The organism is Streptomyces sp. NPDC001380, assembly GCF_042895785.1.
GTDB lineage: Bacteria > Actinomycetota > Actinomycetes > Streptomycetales > Streptomycetaceae > Peterkaempfera.
In genome coordinates this window covers 121,332-139,160 of the sequence record NZ_JBIAWP010000001.1, presented here as the reverse complement: position 1 = coordinate 139,160, position 17,829 = coordinate 121,332, and the positions used below count along the sequence as shown (strand labels likewise).

Here is a 17,829-nt window from a genome sequence, read left to right as displayed (position 1 = left end):
GTCCGTACGGATGTGCGCCGGTCCGCAGCGGTCGATCTCGGCGACACGCGGCGCTCGGGTGTCGGAGGGCGTCCTGGCAGAGCCGGGCACCCCGGCGTGAGGAGACGGGCATCGCGCCGTCAGTGCCGACGAGTAGGTTCTCTCCGTTCGGCCCGACAGGCGGGCCGCCGGACCGGGAGGACTCATCGCCGTGAGCATCCACATGCACCTGCGCGCCGTCGCGGAATCCGAGATCCGGGACGACCACACCTGGCTTGCAGCGTTCATGTGGAAGGCTTGGGAGAACCACCCCGACGAGTACGCAGCGGGCATCGCCCAGTCGATCGACAAGGTCTGGGGCTCCGTCCATGACCTCTGCGCCGCTGCCGATGTCCTCGACGCGGATGCCGACGACTCCTGGGCGCTGCCGGTTTACGGCGGGCGGTCAGTGGCGTGCAGCGCCGATGCCGACCCCTCCAACCCTCCCCTGGGGATTCTGGAGCCGCCTGGAGTGTCACAGGCCGCAGGCTTCCTCGCACGTGTCCCGTTCGACGAACTGTGGGACGTCGCCGGTGCCAAGCTCGTCTGGGCCGGCTGGGACGAGGAAGAGGTCAGGCAGGAGTTCCTCGGCCATCACCGGGGCCTTCAAGGGTTCTACGGGCGGGCGGCCGCAGCAGGCCACGCCGTGGTCAGGGCGGTGTGGGCTTGAGACGTGGCCGCGTGCCGGCCACAGCCATTCGTTGACGGCGGCAGCCGGCAATGCCGCTTCGTGGCGGACAGCACGTCCGTCGTATCGCGTGGCGACGGCCCGGTGCCGCTGCAGCCGGTCGATGCCGCATCCGACGGCGTGCCGGGCCTTGCAGTCCTCCGGGTCGACCTTCGGTGGACGGTCGCCGCGGGAGCCGCGCTTCTTGCGGTTGCGGGCCTGGTCGACCTCGTCGGGGACGGTGCAGCGGACTCTCCTGGTCGCGCGGTCCGTGCGGGCGGACGAGGACGCGGTCCACGACGTGGTCCACCGCTTCCAGGAGATCGGGCCGGCCTGTCCGGACCGTGACCGCCGGCGGTCCGGCCCAGCGGCCTCACCCCGGGAACGGGCCCGTCAGGGCGTTTCGGGCTTGCAGGCCAGGAGGCAGGCGTGCGGCCTCTTCACGCGTCCGCCGGGCTCCTGTTCCAGTCTCGCGGTGACGACGAGTCCGGCCTGCTCCAGCAGGTCGGCGATGCGGTCCAGGGGCAGGAGGTACGACTCGTAGGACACCGGGCGGCCGTAGCCGTGGGTCGGCTGCAGCCGCTCGTCACCGACGTAGTCCCCCCAGAGCAGGTGGCCGCCGGGCGCGAGCGTGCGGTGGAACTCGGCGAACACGTCCGGCAGCCACTGCGGGGGCGTGTGATGGGTGGAGTACCAGGCCAGGATGCCGCCGAGCTCGTCGTCCCCCGTCTCCAGCGCGGTCATCGAGCCCTCGGTGAACCGCAGGTCCGGATGGGCGTGCCGGGCCAGCGCGACCATCCTCGGCGACAGGTCGACGCCGAAGGCGGACACCCCCAGCCCGGCCAGGTGCGCCGTCACGCGTCCGGGGCCGCACCCCAGGTCCGCGACCGGCCGCGGACCGGCCGTCCGCACCAGTTCGGCGAACGCCGCCAGCATCCCGCGTGACAGCGGGTCCATCTCGGCCGGAGGCGGGACGCGTTCGACGTAGTCGGCGGCGACCGTGTCGTACGACGCGCGGACGGCGGTCAGAAAGGAGGGCTCGGCCATGCGGGCGACCCTAGAGCAGGCGACGGACAGGCCGTGGCACGACCCTCGGCCGGCCTGCGGGACATCCGCCGCTGCCGGCACCCGGCCGTCCCGTCACGCCGGTGGTCGTCCGCGGTCACGGCCCCGGCTGCCCGGCCCGGACGGACGGGTGGCCGGCCCGCCGCCCTCCCGGCGCGGCCCGGTGACGGGCCGCGCGGAGACCTTCCGCCCCGTCGCGGCGCACCGCCGCCCTGCGCGGCCCGGGGACGACGAAAGGCGAGGAAAGAGGGAACACCCTCTCCTCGCCATTCTCAACGTACAGCGCATGGGGGGTCTTGCGGCAAGGCCCCGGTGCTGCCCCAGAATGGCCCGCCTGGGACGGAACCTGAAGAAATGGGAGATTCACGACGTGTGCGTGTTTTCGTCGCCCGGCGGGCCGTGCGGTGACGTCGGACCGGTGGCCGGACCTGCGCCGAGGAGGCGGGTGCCCGGTACCGGGGCGGGGCTCCGCGCTCCGCGGTGCCCCGCGGCGCCGGACGGCGCGGCGCCGGCCGCGGATCGGAGCCGCTGACATGGGCCCTCTGACCACCGGCGCCTTCGACCTCCCCGACCACCTCTCCGCCAAGGCCGACCCGGCGCTGACCGCCGGCGACGAGCGGCACTTCGCGGTCGTCGCGCAGAGCCTCGAGCAGACGGTCGCCGACCTGTCCGACCGCCTCGACGCCGCGCGCAGGGCGCCCGGAGGCGTCGGCCGGGCCGCGATGGACCGGGACGCGGAGGTCCACCGGCTGACCGGCCGCCTGCGTGCCCTGCGCCGCTTCGGCCTGGACCTGTGCCTCGGCCGCATCGTCCGCGCCGACGACCCCGAGCCCGTGTACGTCGGACGGCTCGGCCTCACCGACGGCGCGGGCCGCCGGCTGCTGGTCGACTGGCGCTCCCCGGCGGCCGAGCCGTTCTTCGCCGCGACCCACGCCGACCCGATGGGCCTGGCGAGCCGCCGCCGGTACCGCTGGACCCGCGGCCGGATCAGCGACTACTGGGACGAGGTGTTCACCGCGGACGGGCTCGAGGGGCACGCCGCGCTCGACGACCAGTCCGCCTTCATCGCCGAGCTGGGCGCCCACCGGTCGCCCCGGATGCGGGACGTGCTCGCCACCATCCAGGCCGACCAGGACGCCGTCATCCGGGCCGGGTCCCGCGGCGCCCTCGTCGTGGACGGCGGCCCGGGCACGGGGAAGACCGTCGTCGCCCTCCACCGCTCCGCCTACCTCCTCCACTCCGACCCCCGGCTCGCCCGCGGCCGGGGCCGCGTGCTGTTCGTCGGCCCGCACCAGCCCTACCTGGACCATGTCGCCGACGTCCTCCCGAGCCTCGGGGAGGAGGGCGTGCGGACGTGCACCCTGCGGGACCTCGTCGCGGAGGGGGCCGGGGCGACGGCCGAGACCGACCCGGAGGCCGCCCGGCTGAAGTCGTCCGCGGACATGCTGGGGGCGGTCGAGGCGGCCGTCCGGTTCTACGAGGAGCCGCCCGCCGAGGGGATGACCGTCACGACCGACTGGTCCGACGTGTGGCTGGGCCCGGACGACTGGGCCGAGGCGTTCGAGGCGCCGGAGCCGGGCACCCCGCACAACGAGGCGCGCGGGCAGATCCGGGAGGAGCTGCTCGCGATCCTGGCGGCCCGGCACGACGAGGACGTCCCGCCCGGTCTGCTCCGCAGGGCGCTCCTGGAGGACGAGGAGCTGACGGGGGCCCTCGACCGCGCATGGCCGCTGCTCGACGCGGCCGACCTCGTCGGGGACCTGTGGTCGGTCCCCGCCTACCTGCGGTTGTGCGCTCCCTGGCTCGGCCCCGACGAGGTCCGGAGGCTGCAGCGCGAGGATCCCCGGGCCTGGACGGTGTCCGACCTGCCGCTGCTGGACGCGGCGCGGCACCGGCTCGGCGACCCGCGGGCGGAACGGCGGAGGAGCCGGCACGAGGCCGCCGTCGCCGCCGAGCGCGCGCGCATGGCCGCCGTCGTGGACCGCCTGCTCGAGGCCGACGACGACGGCGAGGGCGCGGTGACGATGCTGCGCGGACAGGACCTGCTGGACAGCCTGGTCGACGGGACCGCCCTGCCGGGCGCCGACCCGGACCGGCTCGCCGGCCCGTTCGCGCACGTCGTCGTGGACGAGGCCCAGGAGCTGACCGACGCGGAGTGGCGGATGCTGCTGCTCCGCTGCCCCTCCCGGAGCCTCACCGTCGTGGGGGACCGCGCCCAGGCCCGGCACGGGTTCACGGAGTCGTGGCGGGAGCGGCTGGGGCGGATCGGGCTCGACCGGGTCGAGGTGGCCTCCCTGGGCGTCAACTACCGGACGCCGGAGGAGGTCATGGCGGAGGCCGAGCCGGTCATCCGGGCGGTGCTCCCGGACGCCAACGTGCCGGTCTCCGTCCGCAGCAGCGGCGTCCCCGTCGTCCACGGGTCCGTCCGGGACCTGGACGCGGTCCTCGGCGCCTGGCTCGCCGAGCACGCCGACGGGACCGCCTGCGTCATCGGCGACCCGGCGTTCCGGGCGACGCCCCGCGTCCGGTCGCTCACCCCGGAGCTGGCGAAGGGGCTCGAGTTCGACCTGGTCGTCCTCGTCGGCCCGGAGGCGTTCGGCGGGGGTGCGGAGGGGGCGGTCGACCGCTACGTCGCGATGACCCGGGCGACCCGGCAGCTCGTGGTCCTCACGGACTCCTGACGCCGGCCGGGGCGGCACGACGGCGGGCCGGCGACGTCGGCCCGGCGGCCGCGGGCGCCCCGTACCGGCCCGGCGGCCCCGGGGACCGGTACCGGCCCGGACGCGGCGGGCCTCCCCGGTCGGGGGAGGCCCGCCGCACGCGCGTCCCTACATCCGGTCCACGGCGGTGACCCGCACCACGGCGTGCCCCGCCTCGTCGGAGGCGGCCAGGTCCACCTCCGCGGAGATGCCCCAGTCGTGGTCGCCCGCCGGGTCGTCGAAGACCTGGCGCAGCCGCCACAGCCCGCGCTCCTCCTCGATGAGCAGCAGCTTGGGCCCGCGCGCGTCCGGGCCGGTGCCCAGGTCGTCGTGCTCGTCCCAGTAGGCGTCCATGGCGTCCGCCCAGCGGTCGGCGTCCCAGCCGTGCTCGCCGTCCAGCTCGCCGAGCTCGTGGTACCGCTCCAGGGCGGCCAGCTCCACCCGGCGGAACATCTCGTTGCGGACCAGCACCCGGAAGGCCCGGGTGTTGGCGGTGACCGGCGTGGTCCGCTCCTCCATCACGGCCGGGGAGCCGTCCTCCTCCGTCGGGTTGGCCAGCTGCTCCCACTCGTCGAGCAGGCTGGAGTCGACCTGGCGGACCAGCTCGCCGAGCCACGCGACGAGGTCCTTGAGGTCGTCGGTCTTCACGTCCTCCGGCACCGTCTGCTCCAGCGCCTTGTACGCGCCCGCCAGGTAGCGCAGGACCAGGCCCTCGCCGCGCGCCAGCTCGTAGTGGCCGACGTAGTCGGTGAAGGTCATCGCCCGCTCGTACAGGTCGCGGGCGACCGACTTGGGCCGCAGCGGGTGGTCGCCGATCCACGGGTGGGCGCGCCGGTACACGTCGTAGGCGTGGCCGAGCAGCTCCTCCAGGGGCTTCGGGTAGGAGATGTCCTGGAGGCGCTCCATGCGCTCCTCGTACTCGACCCCGTCGGCCTTCATCTGCGCCACGGCCTCGCCGCGGGCCTTGTTCTCCTGCGAGGCGAGGATCTGCCGCGGGTCGTCGAGGGTGGACTCCACCACCGACATCACGTCGAGCGCGTACGTCGGCGACGCCGGGTCCAGCAGCTCGAACGCGGCCAGGGCGAAGGTGGAGAGCGGCTGGTTGAGCGCGAAGTTCTCCTGCAGCTCCATGGTGAGCCGGGCGATGCGGCCCTCCGCGTCCGGCTCGGGCAGCCGCTCCACCACGCCCGCGTCCAGCAGCGAGCGGTAGATGGCGATCGCGTTGCGGATGTGGCGGCGCTGCGCCGGGCGCTCCTCGTGGTTGTCGGTGAGCAGGCGCCGCATCGCCTCGAAGGCGTTGCCGGGCCGGCCGATGACCGACAGCAGCATCGCGTGGCTCACCCGGAACCGGGAGACCAGCGGCTCGGGCTCGGCCGCGATCAGCCGCTCGAAGGTCTCCTCGCCCCAGTTGACGAAGCCCTCGGGCGCCTTCTTGCGGACCACCTTGCGCCGCTTCTTCGGGTCGTCGCCCGCCTTGGCCAGCGCCTTCTCGTTCTCCACCACGTGCTCGGGGGCCTGCGCCACCACCTGGCCGACGGTGTCGAAGCCGGCCCGCCCGGCGCGGCCCGCGATCTGGTGGAACTCGCGGGCCCGCAGCAGGCGCACCCGCTGCCCGTCGTACTTGCTGAGCGCGGTGAACAGCACCGTGCGGATCGGCACGTTGACGCCCACGCCGAGGGTGTCCGTGCCGCAGATGACCTTCAGCAGGCCGGCTTGCGCCAGGCGCTCCACCAGCCGCCGGTACTTGGGCAGCATGCCGGCGTGGTGCACGCCGATGCCGTGCCGCACGTAGCGCGACAGGTTGCGGCCGAACTTCGTGGTGAAGCGGAAGTTGCCGATCAGCGCGGCGATGGCGTCCTTCTCCGCCTTGCTGCACATGTTGATCGACATGAGGGACTGGGCCCGCTCGACCGCCGCCGCCTGGGTGAAGTGGACGACGTACACGGGGGCCTGCCCGGTGGAGAGCAGCTCCTCCAGGGTGTCGTGCATGGTGGTGCGCCGGTACTCGTAGAAGAGGGGCACCGGCCGCTCCGCCGACTTCACCACCGTCGTCGGGCGGCCCGTACGGCGCGTCAGGTCCCCCTCGAAGCGGCGGACGTCGCCGAGCGTCGCCGACATCAGCAGGAACTGCGCCTGCGGCAGCTCCAGGATCGGCACCTGCCACGCCCAGCCGCGGTCCGGCTCGGCGTAGAAGTGGAACTCGTCCATCACCACCTGGTGGATGTCGGCCCGCTCGCCGTCGCGCAGCGCGATGTTGGCGAGCACCTCGGCGGTGCAGCAGATGACGGGGGCGGTCGGGTTGACGCTGGCGTCGCCCGTCATCATGCCGACGTTGTCCGTGCCGAACATCTTCACCAGCTCGAAGAACTTCTCCGACACCAGCGCCTTGATGGGCGCGGTGTAGAAGGTGCGCTCCCGGCGGGCGAGCGCCGCGAAGTGCGCCCCCGCCGCCACCAGGCTCTTGCCGGAGCCGGTGGGCGTGTTGAGGATGACGTTCGCCCCGGAGACGATCTCGATCAGCGCCTCCTCCTGGTGGGGGTACAGCGTGATCCCCCGCTCCTCGGCCCAGCCGGCGAAGACTTCGAAGAGGGTGTCGGGGTCAGCGCTGCCGGGCAGCTCGTCGATGAGGCTCACCGCCCCATACTGCCTGGTCGGCCCGGACCCGGGCAAAGCTCCGCGTCGCCCCGCCCGGTACGCGCCGGTGTGGCCGGGAACGCGTTGCCGCCCTCCGGCGGCCCGTGCCAGAGTGCCCGGCATGGCCCACCCCACCGCCGCCGAGCCCGCCGCAGCGTCCGCCGCCGGGCTTTCCGCCGAGGTCTCCGCCGAGCTTTCCACCGAGCCTTCCGCCGGGGTTTCCGGCGCCCCGCCCGCGGCCGCCGGCCCGGCGTCCCCGGACCGCCCGGCCGCCCCGGCGCCGCCCGCCGCACCGCCCGCCGGCCCCGGCGCCGTCTTCGACTGGCTCGACCGCGCCGCCGAGCAGCGCGCCCGCGCCGGGCTCACCCGCACCCTGCGCAGCCGCCCCGCCGACGACCCGGTGCTCGACCTGGCGGGCAACGACTACCTGGGCCTGGTCCGCCACCCCCGGGTGACCCGGGCCGCCGCCGACGCCGCGCTGCGCTGGGGCGGCGGCGCCACCGGCTCCCGGCTGGTCACCGGGACCACCGCGCTCCACACCGCCCTGGAGGAGGAGCTCGCGGAGTTCTGCGGCGCCGAGGCCGCACTGGTGTTCTCGTCCGGCTACGCCGCCAACCTGGCCGCCCTCACCGCGCTCACCGGCCCCGGCTCCCTCGTCGTCTCCGACGCCCACAACCACGCCTCGCTGATCGACGGCTGCCGGCTCTCCCGGGCGCAGGTCCGCCCGGTGCCGCACCGCGACCCGGCGGCGGTCCGGGCGGCGCTGGCCGCGCACGCCGGTCCGGCGCTCGTCGTCACCGACTCCCTCTTCTCCGTGGACGGCGACGCGGCGCCGCTGCCGGAGCTCTCCGCGGCCTGCCGCGCGCACGGCGCCGCGCTGCTCGTCGACGACGCCCACGGCCTCGGCGTCCTCGGCCCGGGCGGGGCGGGCGCGGCGGCCGGGTGCGGGCTGGCCGGCGCCCCCGACACGGTGGTCACCGCCACCCTCTCCAAGTCGCTCGGCTCCCAGGGCGGGGCGGTGCTCGGCCCCCGCAGGGTGATCCGCCACCTCACCGAGACGGCGCGCACCTTCATCTTCGACACGGGGCTGGCCCCCGCGGCCGCGGGGGCCGCCCTCGGGGCGCTGCGCCTGCTCCGCGAGGAGCCGCAGCGCGCGGACCGGGCCCGCGAGGTGGCGCGGCTGCTCGCCGACGGCCTCGCCGCCGCCGGGCTGCACGTCTCCGACCCGGCCGCCGCCGTGGTGTCGGTCCGGGCGCCCTCCCCGCAGGAGGCCGTGGCGTGGGCCGCGGACTGCCGGGCGGCCGGGGTCGCGGTGGGCTGCTTCCGTCCGCCGTCCGTCCCCGACGGCCTGTCCCGGCTGCGGCTCACCGCCCGCGGCGACCTCACGTCCGAGCAGGTCGACCGGGTGGTCGGCGTCCTTTCCCGGACGGCCCCGCGGAATGCATTCCGATAAACGGGTGATCCCGTCGGGGGCCGTTCCGCCGAACGGCCCCCGACGGGATCGCGGTATTCCGGATCAGCCGATCCGGCCGTACCAGACGCTCTTCGTCCAGATGCGCTCCAGACGCACCCGGGCCCCCGAATGGGGTGCGTGCCAGATCTTCCCGCTGCCCGCGTAGATACCGACGTGGTAAACGCTCGAACCGCTGTGGAAGAAGACCAGGTCCCCCGGCCGGCGGCTGCCCGACCGGATGTGGTGCGTGCGGTTGTACTGGGCCTGAGCGGTGCGCGGAAGGGTCTTGCCAGCCTTCCGGTACGACCACATCACGAGGCCCGAGCAGTCGAACCGGGTCGGCCCGGCGGCCCCGTACACGTACGGCGCCCCCCGCTTGCCGGCGGCGATCCTCAGGGCCTTGGCGGACAGCGTCCCGGCGTCCGCCGTGCCGGACAGGCCGGGCGCCAGGCCGGCGCCCGCCACCGCGGCCGCCGTCAGGACGGCGGTCGCCCCCACGCGGTTGACGAGCCGGCTGCGCCGGGTGCCGCTGCTGCGCCCCAGGTGGGGGCGGCTATCGCTGCCCTCCTCGGCGGCCCGCCGCCCCGAGGGGGCGGTGCCGGCGGAGGGTTCGCGGCGCACTGCGGCACGGGTGCGAGACATCGCGGACATGCATGTCCTTCCGGAACCGCCTGCGAAAGGTGACCTGTCGGATTCGGGCACCGAAAGCTGCCCGGCCACCGTGGTGGCTTCACCCCAAGAGGCGGCGACCACCCCCGCCGCGGCGCTGCCGCGGAGGAGGAGCTCCCACCCCGTCGTGCTCGGGTCTCCCGCTCCCGTCGAAAACGAGTTCGCGCCTGACATCCGGGCCGGTGACGGGATTAGGCGTCCGACCGGATCGCCCCGCCACGGTGACGGGGACTTGTCGCGTTCGGCCGCCAGTATTGGCAGATTCCTGACTGTTCTTCATCTCGGGACCGGCCTTTGTGACACTTGTCACCCGGTTGAACCGGAACCGGAAGCCGCGTCCGGGCGGGTATTCCGCGCTCCTGCGCCACCCGGGTGACAGTACTTCAGAAAAGCGCTTTCACCTGGGGGAACGCGCGTATCCGGAAGGCGCGGTTCCCCCGTTCTCCCCGCCTGTCGGCGACCCCGCGCGGACCGGTGCTCCTGCATCCGGGGGAGCGGGCTGCGGCACGCGGGCGACACGCCGCCCCGGGGCCCGTCCGGGTGGGCCGTTCACCCGTCCGGGGCGGATCGGGGGCCCCGGCCGCCACCCGTCCCCGGCCGACGCGTTGTCAGGGTTTGCCCCTGTCGGTCCCGGCCGTGCCGGGACCCGCCCGGCCGCCGCCGGAGTGATCCGGTGTCAGGCGCCCGGCTCCGGCCGCAGCGCGCCCCGCTCGGCGACCCGGTCCGCCAGTCCGTAGCCGACCGCCTCCGCCGCCTCCAGGTACCGGCCCCGCCCCAGGTCGGCCGCGACCCGCTCCGGCGTCCGGCCGCAGTACCCGGCGAGCAGCTCCACCACCCGCCGCCGGGTGCGCTCCAGGTGCCGGACGCGCGCCTCCAGGTCCGCCGCGCGGCCCCGCAGCCCCTCCGCCGCCGGCTCCCGCAGCACCACGGACGACCCCGGCAGCACGACCCGCCTGCCGGGCGTGCCCGCCGCCAGCAGCAGCGCCGCGGTGCCCTCCGCCCGCCCCGCGCACACCGTCCCCACCTCGGGGGAGAGGTGCCGCATCGTGTCGTGCACCGCCGCGAACGCCTCGAAGGGGCCGCCGGGGGAGTGGACGCAGAGGCTCACCGGGGCGTCCGGGGCGGCCTCGTCCAGCTCCACCAGCTGCGCGACCAGCTCCCCGGCCGCCGCGTCGTCCAGCGGCCCGCGCAGGAAGACGGTGCGCTGCTCCCGCAGCAGCCGGTCGTACGGGGACGGTGCGGGGCTCCACGGCATGTGCTGCACGGTGTTCCACCTCTCCCGGTCGGCTCCCGGTTGCGTACAGAATGTACAGAACGCGAGAATGCCGGCATGCCTGCCGACATTCCGGTCACACAAGCCCGCGCCGCCCTCGCCGACCTCGTGAACCGGGTCGCGTACGGCGGCGAGCGGATCGCGCTGACCCGCCACGGGCGCACCGTCGCCGCCCTGGTCCCCGCCGAGGACCTGGAGCGGCTGCGCCGTCTGGACGCCGGGCAGGACGCGCCCGCCCGCGCGGTCTCCGCGGTCTCGGGGCCCGGCACGGGGCCGGACCGGGCGCCCGCCCGCCCGTTCGGCATCGCCGCCCGCGCCCCGGAGCCCCCCGCGACACGACGCGACCCCGACCTGCGGGACCTCTGACCAGGGGCGCCCCCTCTCCGCTACGGTGGCGGGCACGAGCACGACCTCCCGCGAGGCGGCCGCGGCGCCGCGTGCGGGAGCGCCACCGCGGCACAACGGCGTGTCCGCACCCTCCGACCGGAGCCGAGGTGCGCACCCGTGAGACTGACCCCCCACGAGCAGGAGCGCCTGCTCATCCACGTCGCGGCGGACGTCGCCCGCGCCCGCCGGGCCCGGGGACTGCGGCTCAACCACCCCGAGGCCGTCGCGCTGATCACCTCCCACATCCTGGAGGGCGCCCGCGACGGGCGGAGCGTCGCCGAGCTGATGGAGTCCGGGCGGACCGTCCTCGGCCGCGACGACGTCATGGACGGCGTCCCGGAGATGGTCCCGGACGTGCAGGTCGAGGCGACCTTCCCGGACGGCACCAAGCTCGTCACCGTCCACGGGCCCCTCGCGTGACGGCCCCCGCGGGCGGCACCCCCGGGCCGGTGCCGGGGGAGGTCCTGCACGGCGACGGCACGGTCGGCCTCAACCACGGACGGCCCGTCACCCGGCTCACCGTCGTCAACGCCGCCGACCGGCCGGTCCAGGTCGGCTCCCACTACCACTTCGCCGAGGCCAACCCCGGGCTGGAGTTCGACCGCGCCGCCGCGTACGGCCTGCGGCTGAACATCCCGGCGGGCACCGCGGTCCGCTTCGAGCCGGGCATCCCGGCCGAGGTCGGGCTCGTCCCGCTCGGCGGCCGCCGCGAGGTGGCGGGGCTGCGCGGCGGGACCGCGGGGCCGCTCGACGCCGTTCCGGGCGGCCGGGAGGCGGCCGCGCAGGACCCCGGAGGCCGGGAGGCGGCCGCGCAGGACACCGCCGTGCAGGACCCGGCCGGGCCCGGGCCCGGACCCGCCGCCCCTGGCCGCGAAGCCCCCGCCCCCGCCCTGGTCGTCACCCGCGCCCGCTACGCCGACCTGTACGGCCCCACCGCCGGCGACCGGATCCGCCTCGCCGACACCGACCTGCTCGTCGAGGTCGAGCGGGACCTCGCGGGCGGCGGCGACGAGGCCGTCTTCGGCGGCGGCAAGGTCATCCGCGAGTCCATGGGCCAGTCCCGGGCGAGCCGCGCCGAGGACGCCCCCGACACGGTCGTCACCGGCGCGGTCGTGCTCGACCACTGGGGTGTGGTCAAGGCCGACGTGGGTATCCGCGACGGCCGGATCACCGCCCTCGGCAAGGCCGGCAACCCGGAGACCATGGACGGCGTCCACCCCGGCCTGGTGATCGGCCCCGAGACCGAGGTGATCGCCGGGAACGGCCGGATCCTCACCGCGGGCGCCGTCGACGCCCACGTCCACTTCGTCTGCCCGCAGCTCGCCGACGAGGCGCTGGCTTCCGGCGTGACCACCCTGGTCGGCGGCGGCACCGGACCGGCCGAGGGCACCAAGGCGACCACGGTCACCCCCGGCGGCTGGCACCTCGCCCGGATGTTCGAGGCCATGGACGGCCTCCCGGTCAACGTCGGCCTGCTCGGCAAGGGCAGCACCGTCAACCCGGACGCCCTCCACGCCCAGCTCCGCGCCGGGGCCCTGGGCTTCAAGATCCACGAGGACTGGGGCGCCACCCCCGCCGCCATCGACGCCTGCCTGCGCGTCTGCGAGGCCACCGGCGCCCAGCTCGCCCTGCACACCGACACCCTCAACGAGGCCGGGTTCGTCCACGACACCCTGGCCGCCATCGCCGGGCGCGGCGTCCACGCCTACCACACCGAGGGCGCCGGCGGCGGCCACGCCCCCGACATCATCAGCGTGGTCTCGCAGGCCAACATCCTGCCCAGCTCCACCAACCCGACCCGCCCGCACACCGTCAACACCGTCGAGGAGCACCTCGACATGCTGATGGTCTGCCACCACCTCAGCCCGTCCGTGCCCGAGGACCTGGCCTTCGCCGAGTCCCGCATCCGGCCCTCCACCATCGCCGCCGAGGACCACCTGCACGACCTGGGCGCCATCTCCATCGTCAGCTCCGACTCGCAGGCCATGGGCCGCATCGGCGAGGTGGTGCTGCGCACCTGGCAGACCGCCCACGTGATGAAGCGCCGCAACGGCGCCCTGCCCGGCGACGGGCGCGCCGACAACCACCGGGCCCGCCGCTACGTCGCCAAGTACACGATCAACCCCGCCGTCGCCCAGGGAATCGACCACGAGATCGGCTCCGTCGAGCCCGGCAAGCTCGCCGACCTCGTGCTGTGGTCCCCGGCGTTCTTCGGCGTCAAGCCCGACCTGGTGATCAAGGGCGGGCAGATCGCCTGGGCCCAGATGGGCGACGCCAACGCCTCCGTCCCCACCCCGCAGCCGGTGCTGCCGCGCCCCATGTTCGGCGCGGCCGGCCGCGCCCCCGCCGCCAACTCCGTCAACTTCACCGCCCCCGCCGCCCTGGAGGACGGCCTGCCGGAGCGGCTCGGCCTCGGCAAGCCCTTCACGGCCATCCGCAGCACCCGCGGCGTCACCAAGGACCACATGGTGAACAACACCGCCCGCCCCGACGTCCGGGTCGACCCCGACACCTTCACCGTCACCGTCGACGGCGGGATCGTGGAGCCCGCCCCGGCCGCCGAGCTGCCGATGGCCCAGCGGTACTTCCTCTTCTGATCCCGCCCGGGCCCGCCCGGACCCCGCACCCCCGCCGGGGCCCGGCCGTGGCCGGCCCCCTCGGGGGCCGGCCCGCCCTCCGGGCGCCGACCCCGCCCCCGGCCCCCCGCCTTCCCGGCCCGACCCCTCAGGCCCGACCGGGCCCGAACCCCCCGGGAGAACCGTGCACCCCTCGACCACCCGCAGCGGAAGCGGCGACGGCGGACCGGCCGCCCGCACCGCCCTGCTGCTCCTCGCCGACGGCCGCTTCCCGGCCGGCGGCCACGCCCACTCCGGCGGCGCCGAGGCCGCCGTCCACGCCGGCCGGATCCACGACACCGCCACCCTGGAGGCCTTCCTCACCGGCCGCCTGCACACCGCCGGACTCACCGCGGCGGCCCTCGCCGCCGCGGCCGCCGACGGCCTCGACCCGCTGGAGCTGGACGCGGCCGCCGACGCCCGCACCCCCTCGCCGGCCCAGCGCTCCGCCTCCCGCCGCCTCGGACGCCAGCTGCTCCGCGCGGCCCGCGCCGCCTGGCCCGCCCCCGCCCTCGACGACCTCGCCGCCGCCCTGCCCGGCGGCCCCCACCAGCCCGTCGCCCTCGGCCTCACCGCCACCGCCGCCGGACTCGGCCCCGGCGACGCGGCCGCGGCCGCCGCGTACGAGAGCGTCAACGGCCCCGCCACCGCCTGCGTGCGCCTCCTCGGCCTGGACCCGTACGCCGTCGCCGCCGTCCTCGCCCGCCTCGCCCCCGCCGCCGACCGGATCGCCGCCGACGCGGTCGAGGCCGCCGGCGACGCCCGCGCCCTGGGCCCCGGGGCCCTGCCCGCCGCCTCCGCCCCGCTGCTCGACCACTACGCCGAGCAGCACGCCTCCTGGAAGGTGCGTCTCTTTGCATCGTGACCACGCCGACGACCCCGGCGCCGCCGTCCCCACCCGCCACACCTGGGCCCCCGCCGCACCCCCCGCGGCCGCCGCACCCCCCGCCACCGTCCCGGACCACGCCACCGTCCCGGACCCCGCAGCCGCCCCGGCCCCCGTCCCCGCCGCACGACCCGGCGGCGACCGCCGCCGCGCCCTGCGGATCGGCCTGGGCGGCCCGGTCGGCTCCGGCAAGACCGCCACGGTCGCCGCCCTCTGCCGGGCCCTGCGGGACCGGCTGTCCATCGCCGTCGTCACCAACGACATCTACACCACCGAGGACGCCGAGTTCCTGCTGCGCAACGCGGTGCTCCCGCCCGAGCGGATCGCCGCCGTCGAGACCGGCTGCTGCCCCCACACCGCCATCCGCGACGACATCTCCGCCAACATCGAGGCCGTCGAGGAGCTGGAGGACGCCCTCGGCCCGCTCGACCTCGTCCTGGTGGAGTCCGGCGGCGACAACCTCACCGCCACCTTCAGCCAGGGCCTGGTCGACGCCCAGGTCTTCGTCATCGACGTCTCGGGCGGGGACAAGGTCCCGCGCAAGGGCGGCCCCGGCGTCTCCCGCTCCGACCTGCTGGTCGTCAACAAGACCGACCTCGCCCCGCTGGTCGGCGCGGACCTCGGCGTGATGGCCCGCGACGCCCGTGCCCAGCGCGGCGACCTGCCCACCGTCTTCTGCTCGCTGGCCGCCCCGGACGGGGTCGCCCCCGTCGCCTCCTGGGTCCTGGAGCGGCTCGCCGCCTGGCGGGCCGCCGACGGCGGCCCCGGCGCCCCCGGACCCGCCGGCGCCCCCGCATGACCCGGACCGCCGCCCCCGCACCGCCCCCCTCGGCGGTGCGGGCCGCCGTCCGCATCACCGCCGCCCCCGACGGCCGGGGCGGCACCGCCCTCCCGGTCCTCGCCGGGAGCGGCCCGCTCGCCGTGCGCCGCACCCGCGGCCCCGGCGGTCCGCGCACCGCCCAGGCCACCCTCGTCGGCGCCATGGCCGGACCGCTCGGCGGGGACCGGCTGCGGATCGAGGCCGAGGTGCGGGCGGGCGCAGCCCTGCGCGTCACCTCGGCCGCCGCCACGGTCGCGCTGCCCGGCCGCGGCGGCGAGGCGGCCCACTGCGCGGTGGTGCTGCGGGTGGAGGCCGGGGCCGTCCTGGAGTGGCTGCCCGAGCCGGTCGTCGCCGCCGCGGGCAGCCGCCTGCTCGCCGACACCCGCATCGACCTCGCCCCCGGGGCCCGCCTGCTGCTGCGCGAGGAGCAGGTCCTCGGCCGGTACGGGGAGGAGCCGGGCCGCATCACCTCCCGGCTCACCGTCCGCCACGGCGGCCGCACCGTCCTGGACCAGCGGACCGACCTGGGCCCCGGCGCCCCCGGCTGGGACGGCCCCGCCGTCCTCGCCGGCCACCGGGCCTGCGGGCACCTGCTGCACGCCGCCCCCGGGGACGGCCCGCCGGTGCTCCCCGCCCCGCCCGACGGCGCCGACGCGGCCCTCCTGCCGCTGCCCGGCTGCCCCGCCGTCCTCCTCACCGCCGCCGCCCCCGACGCCCTCGCCCTGCGCCGCCTGCTCCCCGCCCCGGACCCGGCCGGACCGCCCTGACCGTCCACGTCCCCGTCCCCGTCCCCGCCCGCGCCGATCCGCCCGGGACCCGTACCGGCCCCCGGTCCCGGCAGCCACCCCGTCGTCGGGACCGTGCCCGTCCGGGCGGGACCCCGGGCGCGCGCTGCCCCGGAGCCCTCAAAACCGGGGCCCTCAAAACCGGGGCCGTCGGAACCGGGGCCGTCGGAACCGGGGCCGTCGGAACCGGAACCGTCAGAACCGGAAGACGCCCCCCGACTCCGCCCCTGCCGCGCACCGGTTGGCGTACCGGCGGGCGAACCCCACCGCCCGGCCGTCCCACGTCCCGGTGGCCTCGCCCGTGACCGGCGCGTAGACCATCGGGCACATCACGCCCCGCTGCGCCCGCAGCGCCGCCGGGTCGCCCCCGGCGGCCCGCAGCGCGTCGCAGGCGGCGGCCGGGTCCGGGTGCGGGCCGCCGTCCGGGCCGCACTCCAGCACCACCGAGTCCAGCACCCGGCCGGAGACGTCCTCCCCGCTGTGCAGGGTGAGCACCAGGCGGCCGCCGGGGGAGCCGCCCGGGTCCGCGGCCGCCGGCGGGGCGGCTAGGCCGAGGGCGGCGGCCGCCAGTCCGGCGGCGGCGAGGGTGTGGCTCCAGGGCATCGGGACCTCCGGGCGCGGTGCGGGTCTGCGGGCGTCGCAGCCACTCCTACCGCAGGGGGCCGGTCCGGGGCGCGCCGCCTCACCCGAACGTGGGCGCGCCGCCCCGGACCGGCCCCCGTGGACCCTCCCGGCCTCCGGAACCTCAGCCGGCCTGCCGCGACCGCGTGTCCAGCGACGCGAGGTAGGCGTTGTACGCGGTCAGCTCGGCGTCGCCGTCGCGGTCGGCCGCCCGGTCGCGCCGCCGCGCCTGCCGGTCCTCCGAGCGGGACCACTGGAAGACCAGCGCGATCAGCACGATCGCGGTCGGGATCTCGCCGAAGGCCCAGGTGATGCCGCCCGCGATCTGCTGGTCGGCCAGGGGGGCCGCGCCGAGCACCGCCGGCGGGTGCGCGAAGGTGTCGACCAGCAGGTGGCCCGCCATCATCACGGCCACGCCGAAGAAGGCGTGGAACGGCATCCCCATGAAGAGCTCCAGGATGCGCATCACGAAGCCGGGCCGGTGCGGCCCCGGGTCCACGCCCATGATCGGCCAGAAGAAGACCAGGCCGACCGCCAGGAAGTGCACCATCATCGCGACGTGCCCGACCCGGCTGCCCATCAGGGTGTCGAAGAGCGGCGTGAAGTACAGCCCGTACAGGCTGGCGATGAAGAGCGGGATGGTGAACGCCGGGTGCGAGACCACCCGCACGTACCGGCTGTGCAGCAGCTTCACGGCCAGCTCGCGCGGCCCGGTGCGCCCCTTGCCCGCCGGGTGCAGGGCGCGCAGCGTCAGGGTGATCGGCGCGCCGAGCAGCAGCAGGATGGGGGAGAGCATGCTGAGCACCATGTGCTGGAGCATGTGGGCGCTGAAGAGCACCATGCCGTAGTCGTTCAGCCCGGTGCAGGTGGTGAGCAGCACCGTGGCCACGCCGCCCGTCCAGGCGGCGGCCCGGCCGGCGGACCACCGGTCGCCGCGCCGCCACAGCCGCACCGCGCCCGCCCAGTACAGCAGCAGCCCGGCGAGGCCGCCGAGCAGGAAGACCCAGTCCGGCGACCAGGTGAGGGCGGTCGACAGCGTGTACGGTCCGGGCACCCCCCCGTGGTGGTGCATCCCTGCCATGCCGTCGCCCATGGGCGGATCCCGCTTTCCCTCGCTCCGGCGCCGGGCGTTTCGCCCGACTTCCGACCGAACCAGGGTAGAACCGCCGCGGCCGCCGTCCGCCGCCGGGGTGGGCGGTGGACGGCGGCCGCGTCCGTGCGTGCCGTGCCGGGGCTG

The 17,829-nt window shown here is 76.3% G+C and carries 15 protein-coding genes, 1 pseudogene and 1 riboswitch; of the genes and pseudogenes, 10 read left to right on the top strand and 6 right to left on the bottom strand.

Going from position 1 to position 17,829, the window contains the following annotated elements; translation table 11 throughout:
* Positions 1 to 190 precede the first annotated feature (190 nt).
* Positions 191 to 688, top strand: a complete 498-nt coding sequence (locus ACFY07_RS00655; protein WP_390866711.1) for a DUF1877 family protein — start codon at positions 191 to 193, stop codon at positions 686 to 688.
* Positions 689 to 1,078: 390 nt separating this feature from the next.
* Here ACFY07_RS00655 and ACFY07_RS00650 read toward each other — a convergent pair whose 3' ends face one another.
* Positions 1,079 to 1,732, bottom strand: a complete 654-nt coding sequence (locus ACFY07_RS00650) for a class I SAM-dependent methyltransferase (protein WP_390866710.1) — start codon at positions 1,730 to 1,732, stop codon at positions 1,079 to 1,081.
* 551 nt (positions 1,733 to 2,283) lie between these two features.
* On the opposite strand from ACFY07_RS00650, the gene helR reads away from it, so the two are divergent.
* The gene (gene helR / locus ACFY07_RS00645) at positions 2,284 to 4,431 is read left to right on the top strand and encodes an RNA polymerase recycling motor ATPase HelR (protein ID WP_390866709.1); all 2,148 of its coding nucleotides are present in this window, start codon (positions 2,284 to 2,286) and stop codon (positions 4,429 to 4,431) included.
* A 147-nt stretch (positions 4,432 to 4,578) separates the two neighbouring features.
* Here the strand turns inward: helR and ACFY07_RS00640 are convergent, their stop codons facing one another.
* Positions 4,579 to 7,083 carry an RNA helicase gene (locus tag ACFY07_RS00640; RefSeq protein WP_230647208.1) on the bottom strand — a complete coding sequence of 835 codons (2,505 nt, stop codon included), beginning with the start codon at positions 7,081 to 7,083 and terminating at the stop codon, positions 4,579 to 4,581.
* A 121-nt stretch (positions 7,084 to 7,204) separates the two neighbouring features.
* Here ACFY07_RS00640 and ACFY07_RS00635 point away from each other — a divergent pair, with 121 nt between their 5' ends.
* Entirely contained in the window at positions 7,205 to 8,536 is a 1,332-nt protein-coding gene (locus tag ACFY07_RS00635) for an 8-amino-7-oxononanoate synthase (protein WP_390866707.1), read from the top strand.
* A gap of 63 nt (positions 8,537 to 8,599) precedes the next feature.
* Here the strand turns inward: ACFY07_RS00635 and ACFY07_RS00630 are convergent, their stop codons facing one another.
* Together ACFY07_RS00630 and ACFY07_RS00625 are read right to left on the bottom strand one after the other, a co-directional pair.
* Complete coding sequence (locus ACFY07_RS00630; RefSeq protein ID WP_390866706.1) at positions 8,600 to 9,187, bottom strand: C40 family peptidase; 588 nt, start codon at positions 9,185 to 9,187, stop codon at positions 8,600 to 8,602.
* Between the two features lie 2 nt (positions 9,188 to 9,189).
* Positions 9,190 to 9,413: riboswitch (cyclic di-AMP (ydaO/yuaA leader) on the bottom strand.
* A 468-nt stretch (positions 9,414 to 9,881) separates the two neighbouring features.
* Positions 9,882 to 10,460: an ATP-dependent Clp protease proteolytic subunit gene (locus ACFY07_RS00625; RefSeq protein ID WP_390867042.1), complete on the bottom strand. Its 579-nt coding sequence runs from the start codon at positions 10,458 to 10,460 to the stop codon at positions 9,882 to 9,884.
* A gap of 75 nt (positions 10,461 to 10,535) precedes the next feature.
* Here ACFY07_RS00625 and ACFY07_RS00620 point away from each other — a divergent pair, with 75 nt between their 5' ends.
* From ACFY07_RS00620 to ACFY07_RS00590, 7 genes and pseudogenes are all read left to right on the top strand, one after another.
* Positions 10,536 to 10,844 carry a type II toxin-antitoxin system Phd/YefM family antitoxin gene (locus ACFY07_RS00620; protein WP_390866705.1) on the top strand — a complete coding sequence of 103 codons (309 nt, stop codon included), beginning with the start codon at positions 10,536 to 10,538 and terminating at the stop codon, positions 10,842 to 10,844.
* A gap of 138 nt (positions 10,845 to 10,982) precedes the next feature.
* On the top strand, positions 10,983 to 11,285 hold the full coding sequence (locus ACFY07_RS00615; protein WP_390866704.1) for an urease subunit gamma: 303 nt from the start codon (positions 10,983 to 10,985) through the stop codon (positions 11,283 to 11,285).
* A pseudogene (locus tag ACFY07_RS00610) lies at positions 11,282 to 11,608 on the top strand (urease subunit beta); the annotation flags it as partial. The gene ACFY07_RS00615 and the pseudogene ACFY07_RS00610, both read left to right, overlap by 4 nt.
* Before the next feature lie 147 nt (positions 11,609 to 11,755).
* On the top strand, positions 11,756 to 13,462 hold the full coding sequence (locus ACFY07_RS00605; protein ID WP_390867041.1) for an urease subunit alpha: 1,707 nt from the start codon (positions 11,756 to 11,758) through the stop codon (positions 13,460 to 13,462).
* A 163-nt stretch (positions 13,463 to 13,625) separates the two neighbouring features.
* Positions 13,626 to 14,345 carry an urease accessory protein UreF gene (locus ACFY07_RS00600; protein ID WP_390866703.1) on the top strand — a complete coding sequence of 240 codons (720 nt, stop codon included), beginning with the start codon at positions 13,626 to 13,628 and terminating at the stop codon, positions 14,343 to 14,345.
* Positions 14,335 to 15,165 carry an urease accessory protein UreG gene (gene ureG / locus ACFY07_RS00595; RefSeq protein ID WP_390866702.1) on the top strand — a complete coding sequence of 277 codons (831 nt, stop codon included), beginning with the start codon at positions 14,335 to 14,337 and terminating at the stop codon, positions 15,163 to 15,165. Before ACFY07_RS00600 ends, ureG begins: the two co-directional genes overlap by 11 nt.
* Entirely contained in the window at positions 15,162 to 15,953 is a 792-nt protein-coding gene (locus ACFY07_RS00590; RefSeq protein ID WP_390866701.1) for an urease accessory protein UreD, read from the top strand. The genes ureG and ACFY07_RS00590 overlap by 4 nt, the downstream gene beginning before the upstream one ends.
* A gap of 213 nt (positions 15,954 to 16,166) precedes the next feature.
* Here ACFY07_RS00590 and ACFY07_RS00585 read toward each other — a convergent pair whose 3' ends face one another.
* Together ACFY07_RS00585 and ACFY07_RS00580 are read right to left on the bottom strand one after the other, a co-directional pair.
* Positions 16,167 to 16,574 (bottom strand): SSI family serine proteinase inhibitor, encoded by a 408-nt coding sequence (locus tag ACFY07_RS00585; RefSeq protein ID WP_390866700.1) that lies wholly within the window; start codon positions 16,572 to 16,574, stop codon positions 16,167 to 16,169.
* 142 nt (positions 16,575 to 16,716) lie between these two features.
* Positions 16,717 to 17,685: a cytochrome c oxidase assembly protein gene (locus tag ACFY07_RS00580; RefSeq protein WP_390866699.1), complete on the bottom strand. Its 969-nt coding sequence runs from the start codon at positions 17,683 to 17,685 to the stop codon at positions 16,717 to 16,719.
* Positions 17,686 to 17,829 lie beyond the last annotated feature (144 nt).

What these genes read in the sequence shown, in the direction of transcription:
- ACFY07_RS00585 (WP_390866700.1), bottom strand. Translation starts at nt 16,574, where the DNA reads ATGCCCTGGAGCCACACCCTCGCCGCCGCCGGACTGGCGGCCGCCGCC.
- ACFY07_RS00630 (WP_390866706.1), bottom strand. Translation starts at nt 9,187, where the DNA reads ATGTCCGCGATGTCTCGCACCCGTGCCGCAGTGCGCCGCGAACCCTCC.
- ACFY07_RS00650 (WP_390866710.1), bottom strand. Translation starts at nt 1,732, where the DNA reads ATGGCCGAGCCCTCCTTTCTGACCGCCGTCCGCGCGTCGTACGACACG.
- ACFY07_RS00590 (WP_390866701.1), top strand. Translation starts at nt 15,162, where the DNA reads ATGACCCGGACCGCCGCCCCCGCACCGCCCCCCTCGGCGGTGCGGGCC.
- ACFY07_RS00620 (WP_390866705.1), top strand. Translation starts at nt 10,536, where the DNA reads ATGCCTGCCGACATTCCGGTCACACAAGCCCGCGCCGCCCTCGCCGAC.
- ACFY07_RS00625 (WP_390867042.1), bottom strand. Translation starts at nt 10,460, where the DNA reads ATGCCGTGGAGCCCCGCACCGTCCCCGTACGACCGGCTGCTGCGGGAG.
- ACFY07_RS00635 (WP_390866707.1), top strand. Translation starts at nt 7,205, where the DNA reads ATGGCCCACCCCACCGCCGCCGAGCCCGCCGCAGCGTCCGCCGCCGGG.
- helR (WP_390866709.1), top strand. Translation starts at nt 2,284, where the DNA reads ATGGGCCCTCTGACCACCGGCGCCTTCGACCTCCCCGACCACCTCTCC.
- ACFY07_RS00580 (WP_390866699.1), bottom strand. Translation starts at nt 17,685, where the DNA reads ATGGGCGACGGCATGGCAGGGATGCACCACCACGGGGGGGTGCCCGGA.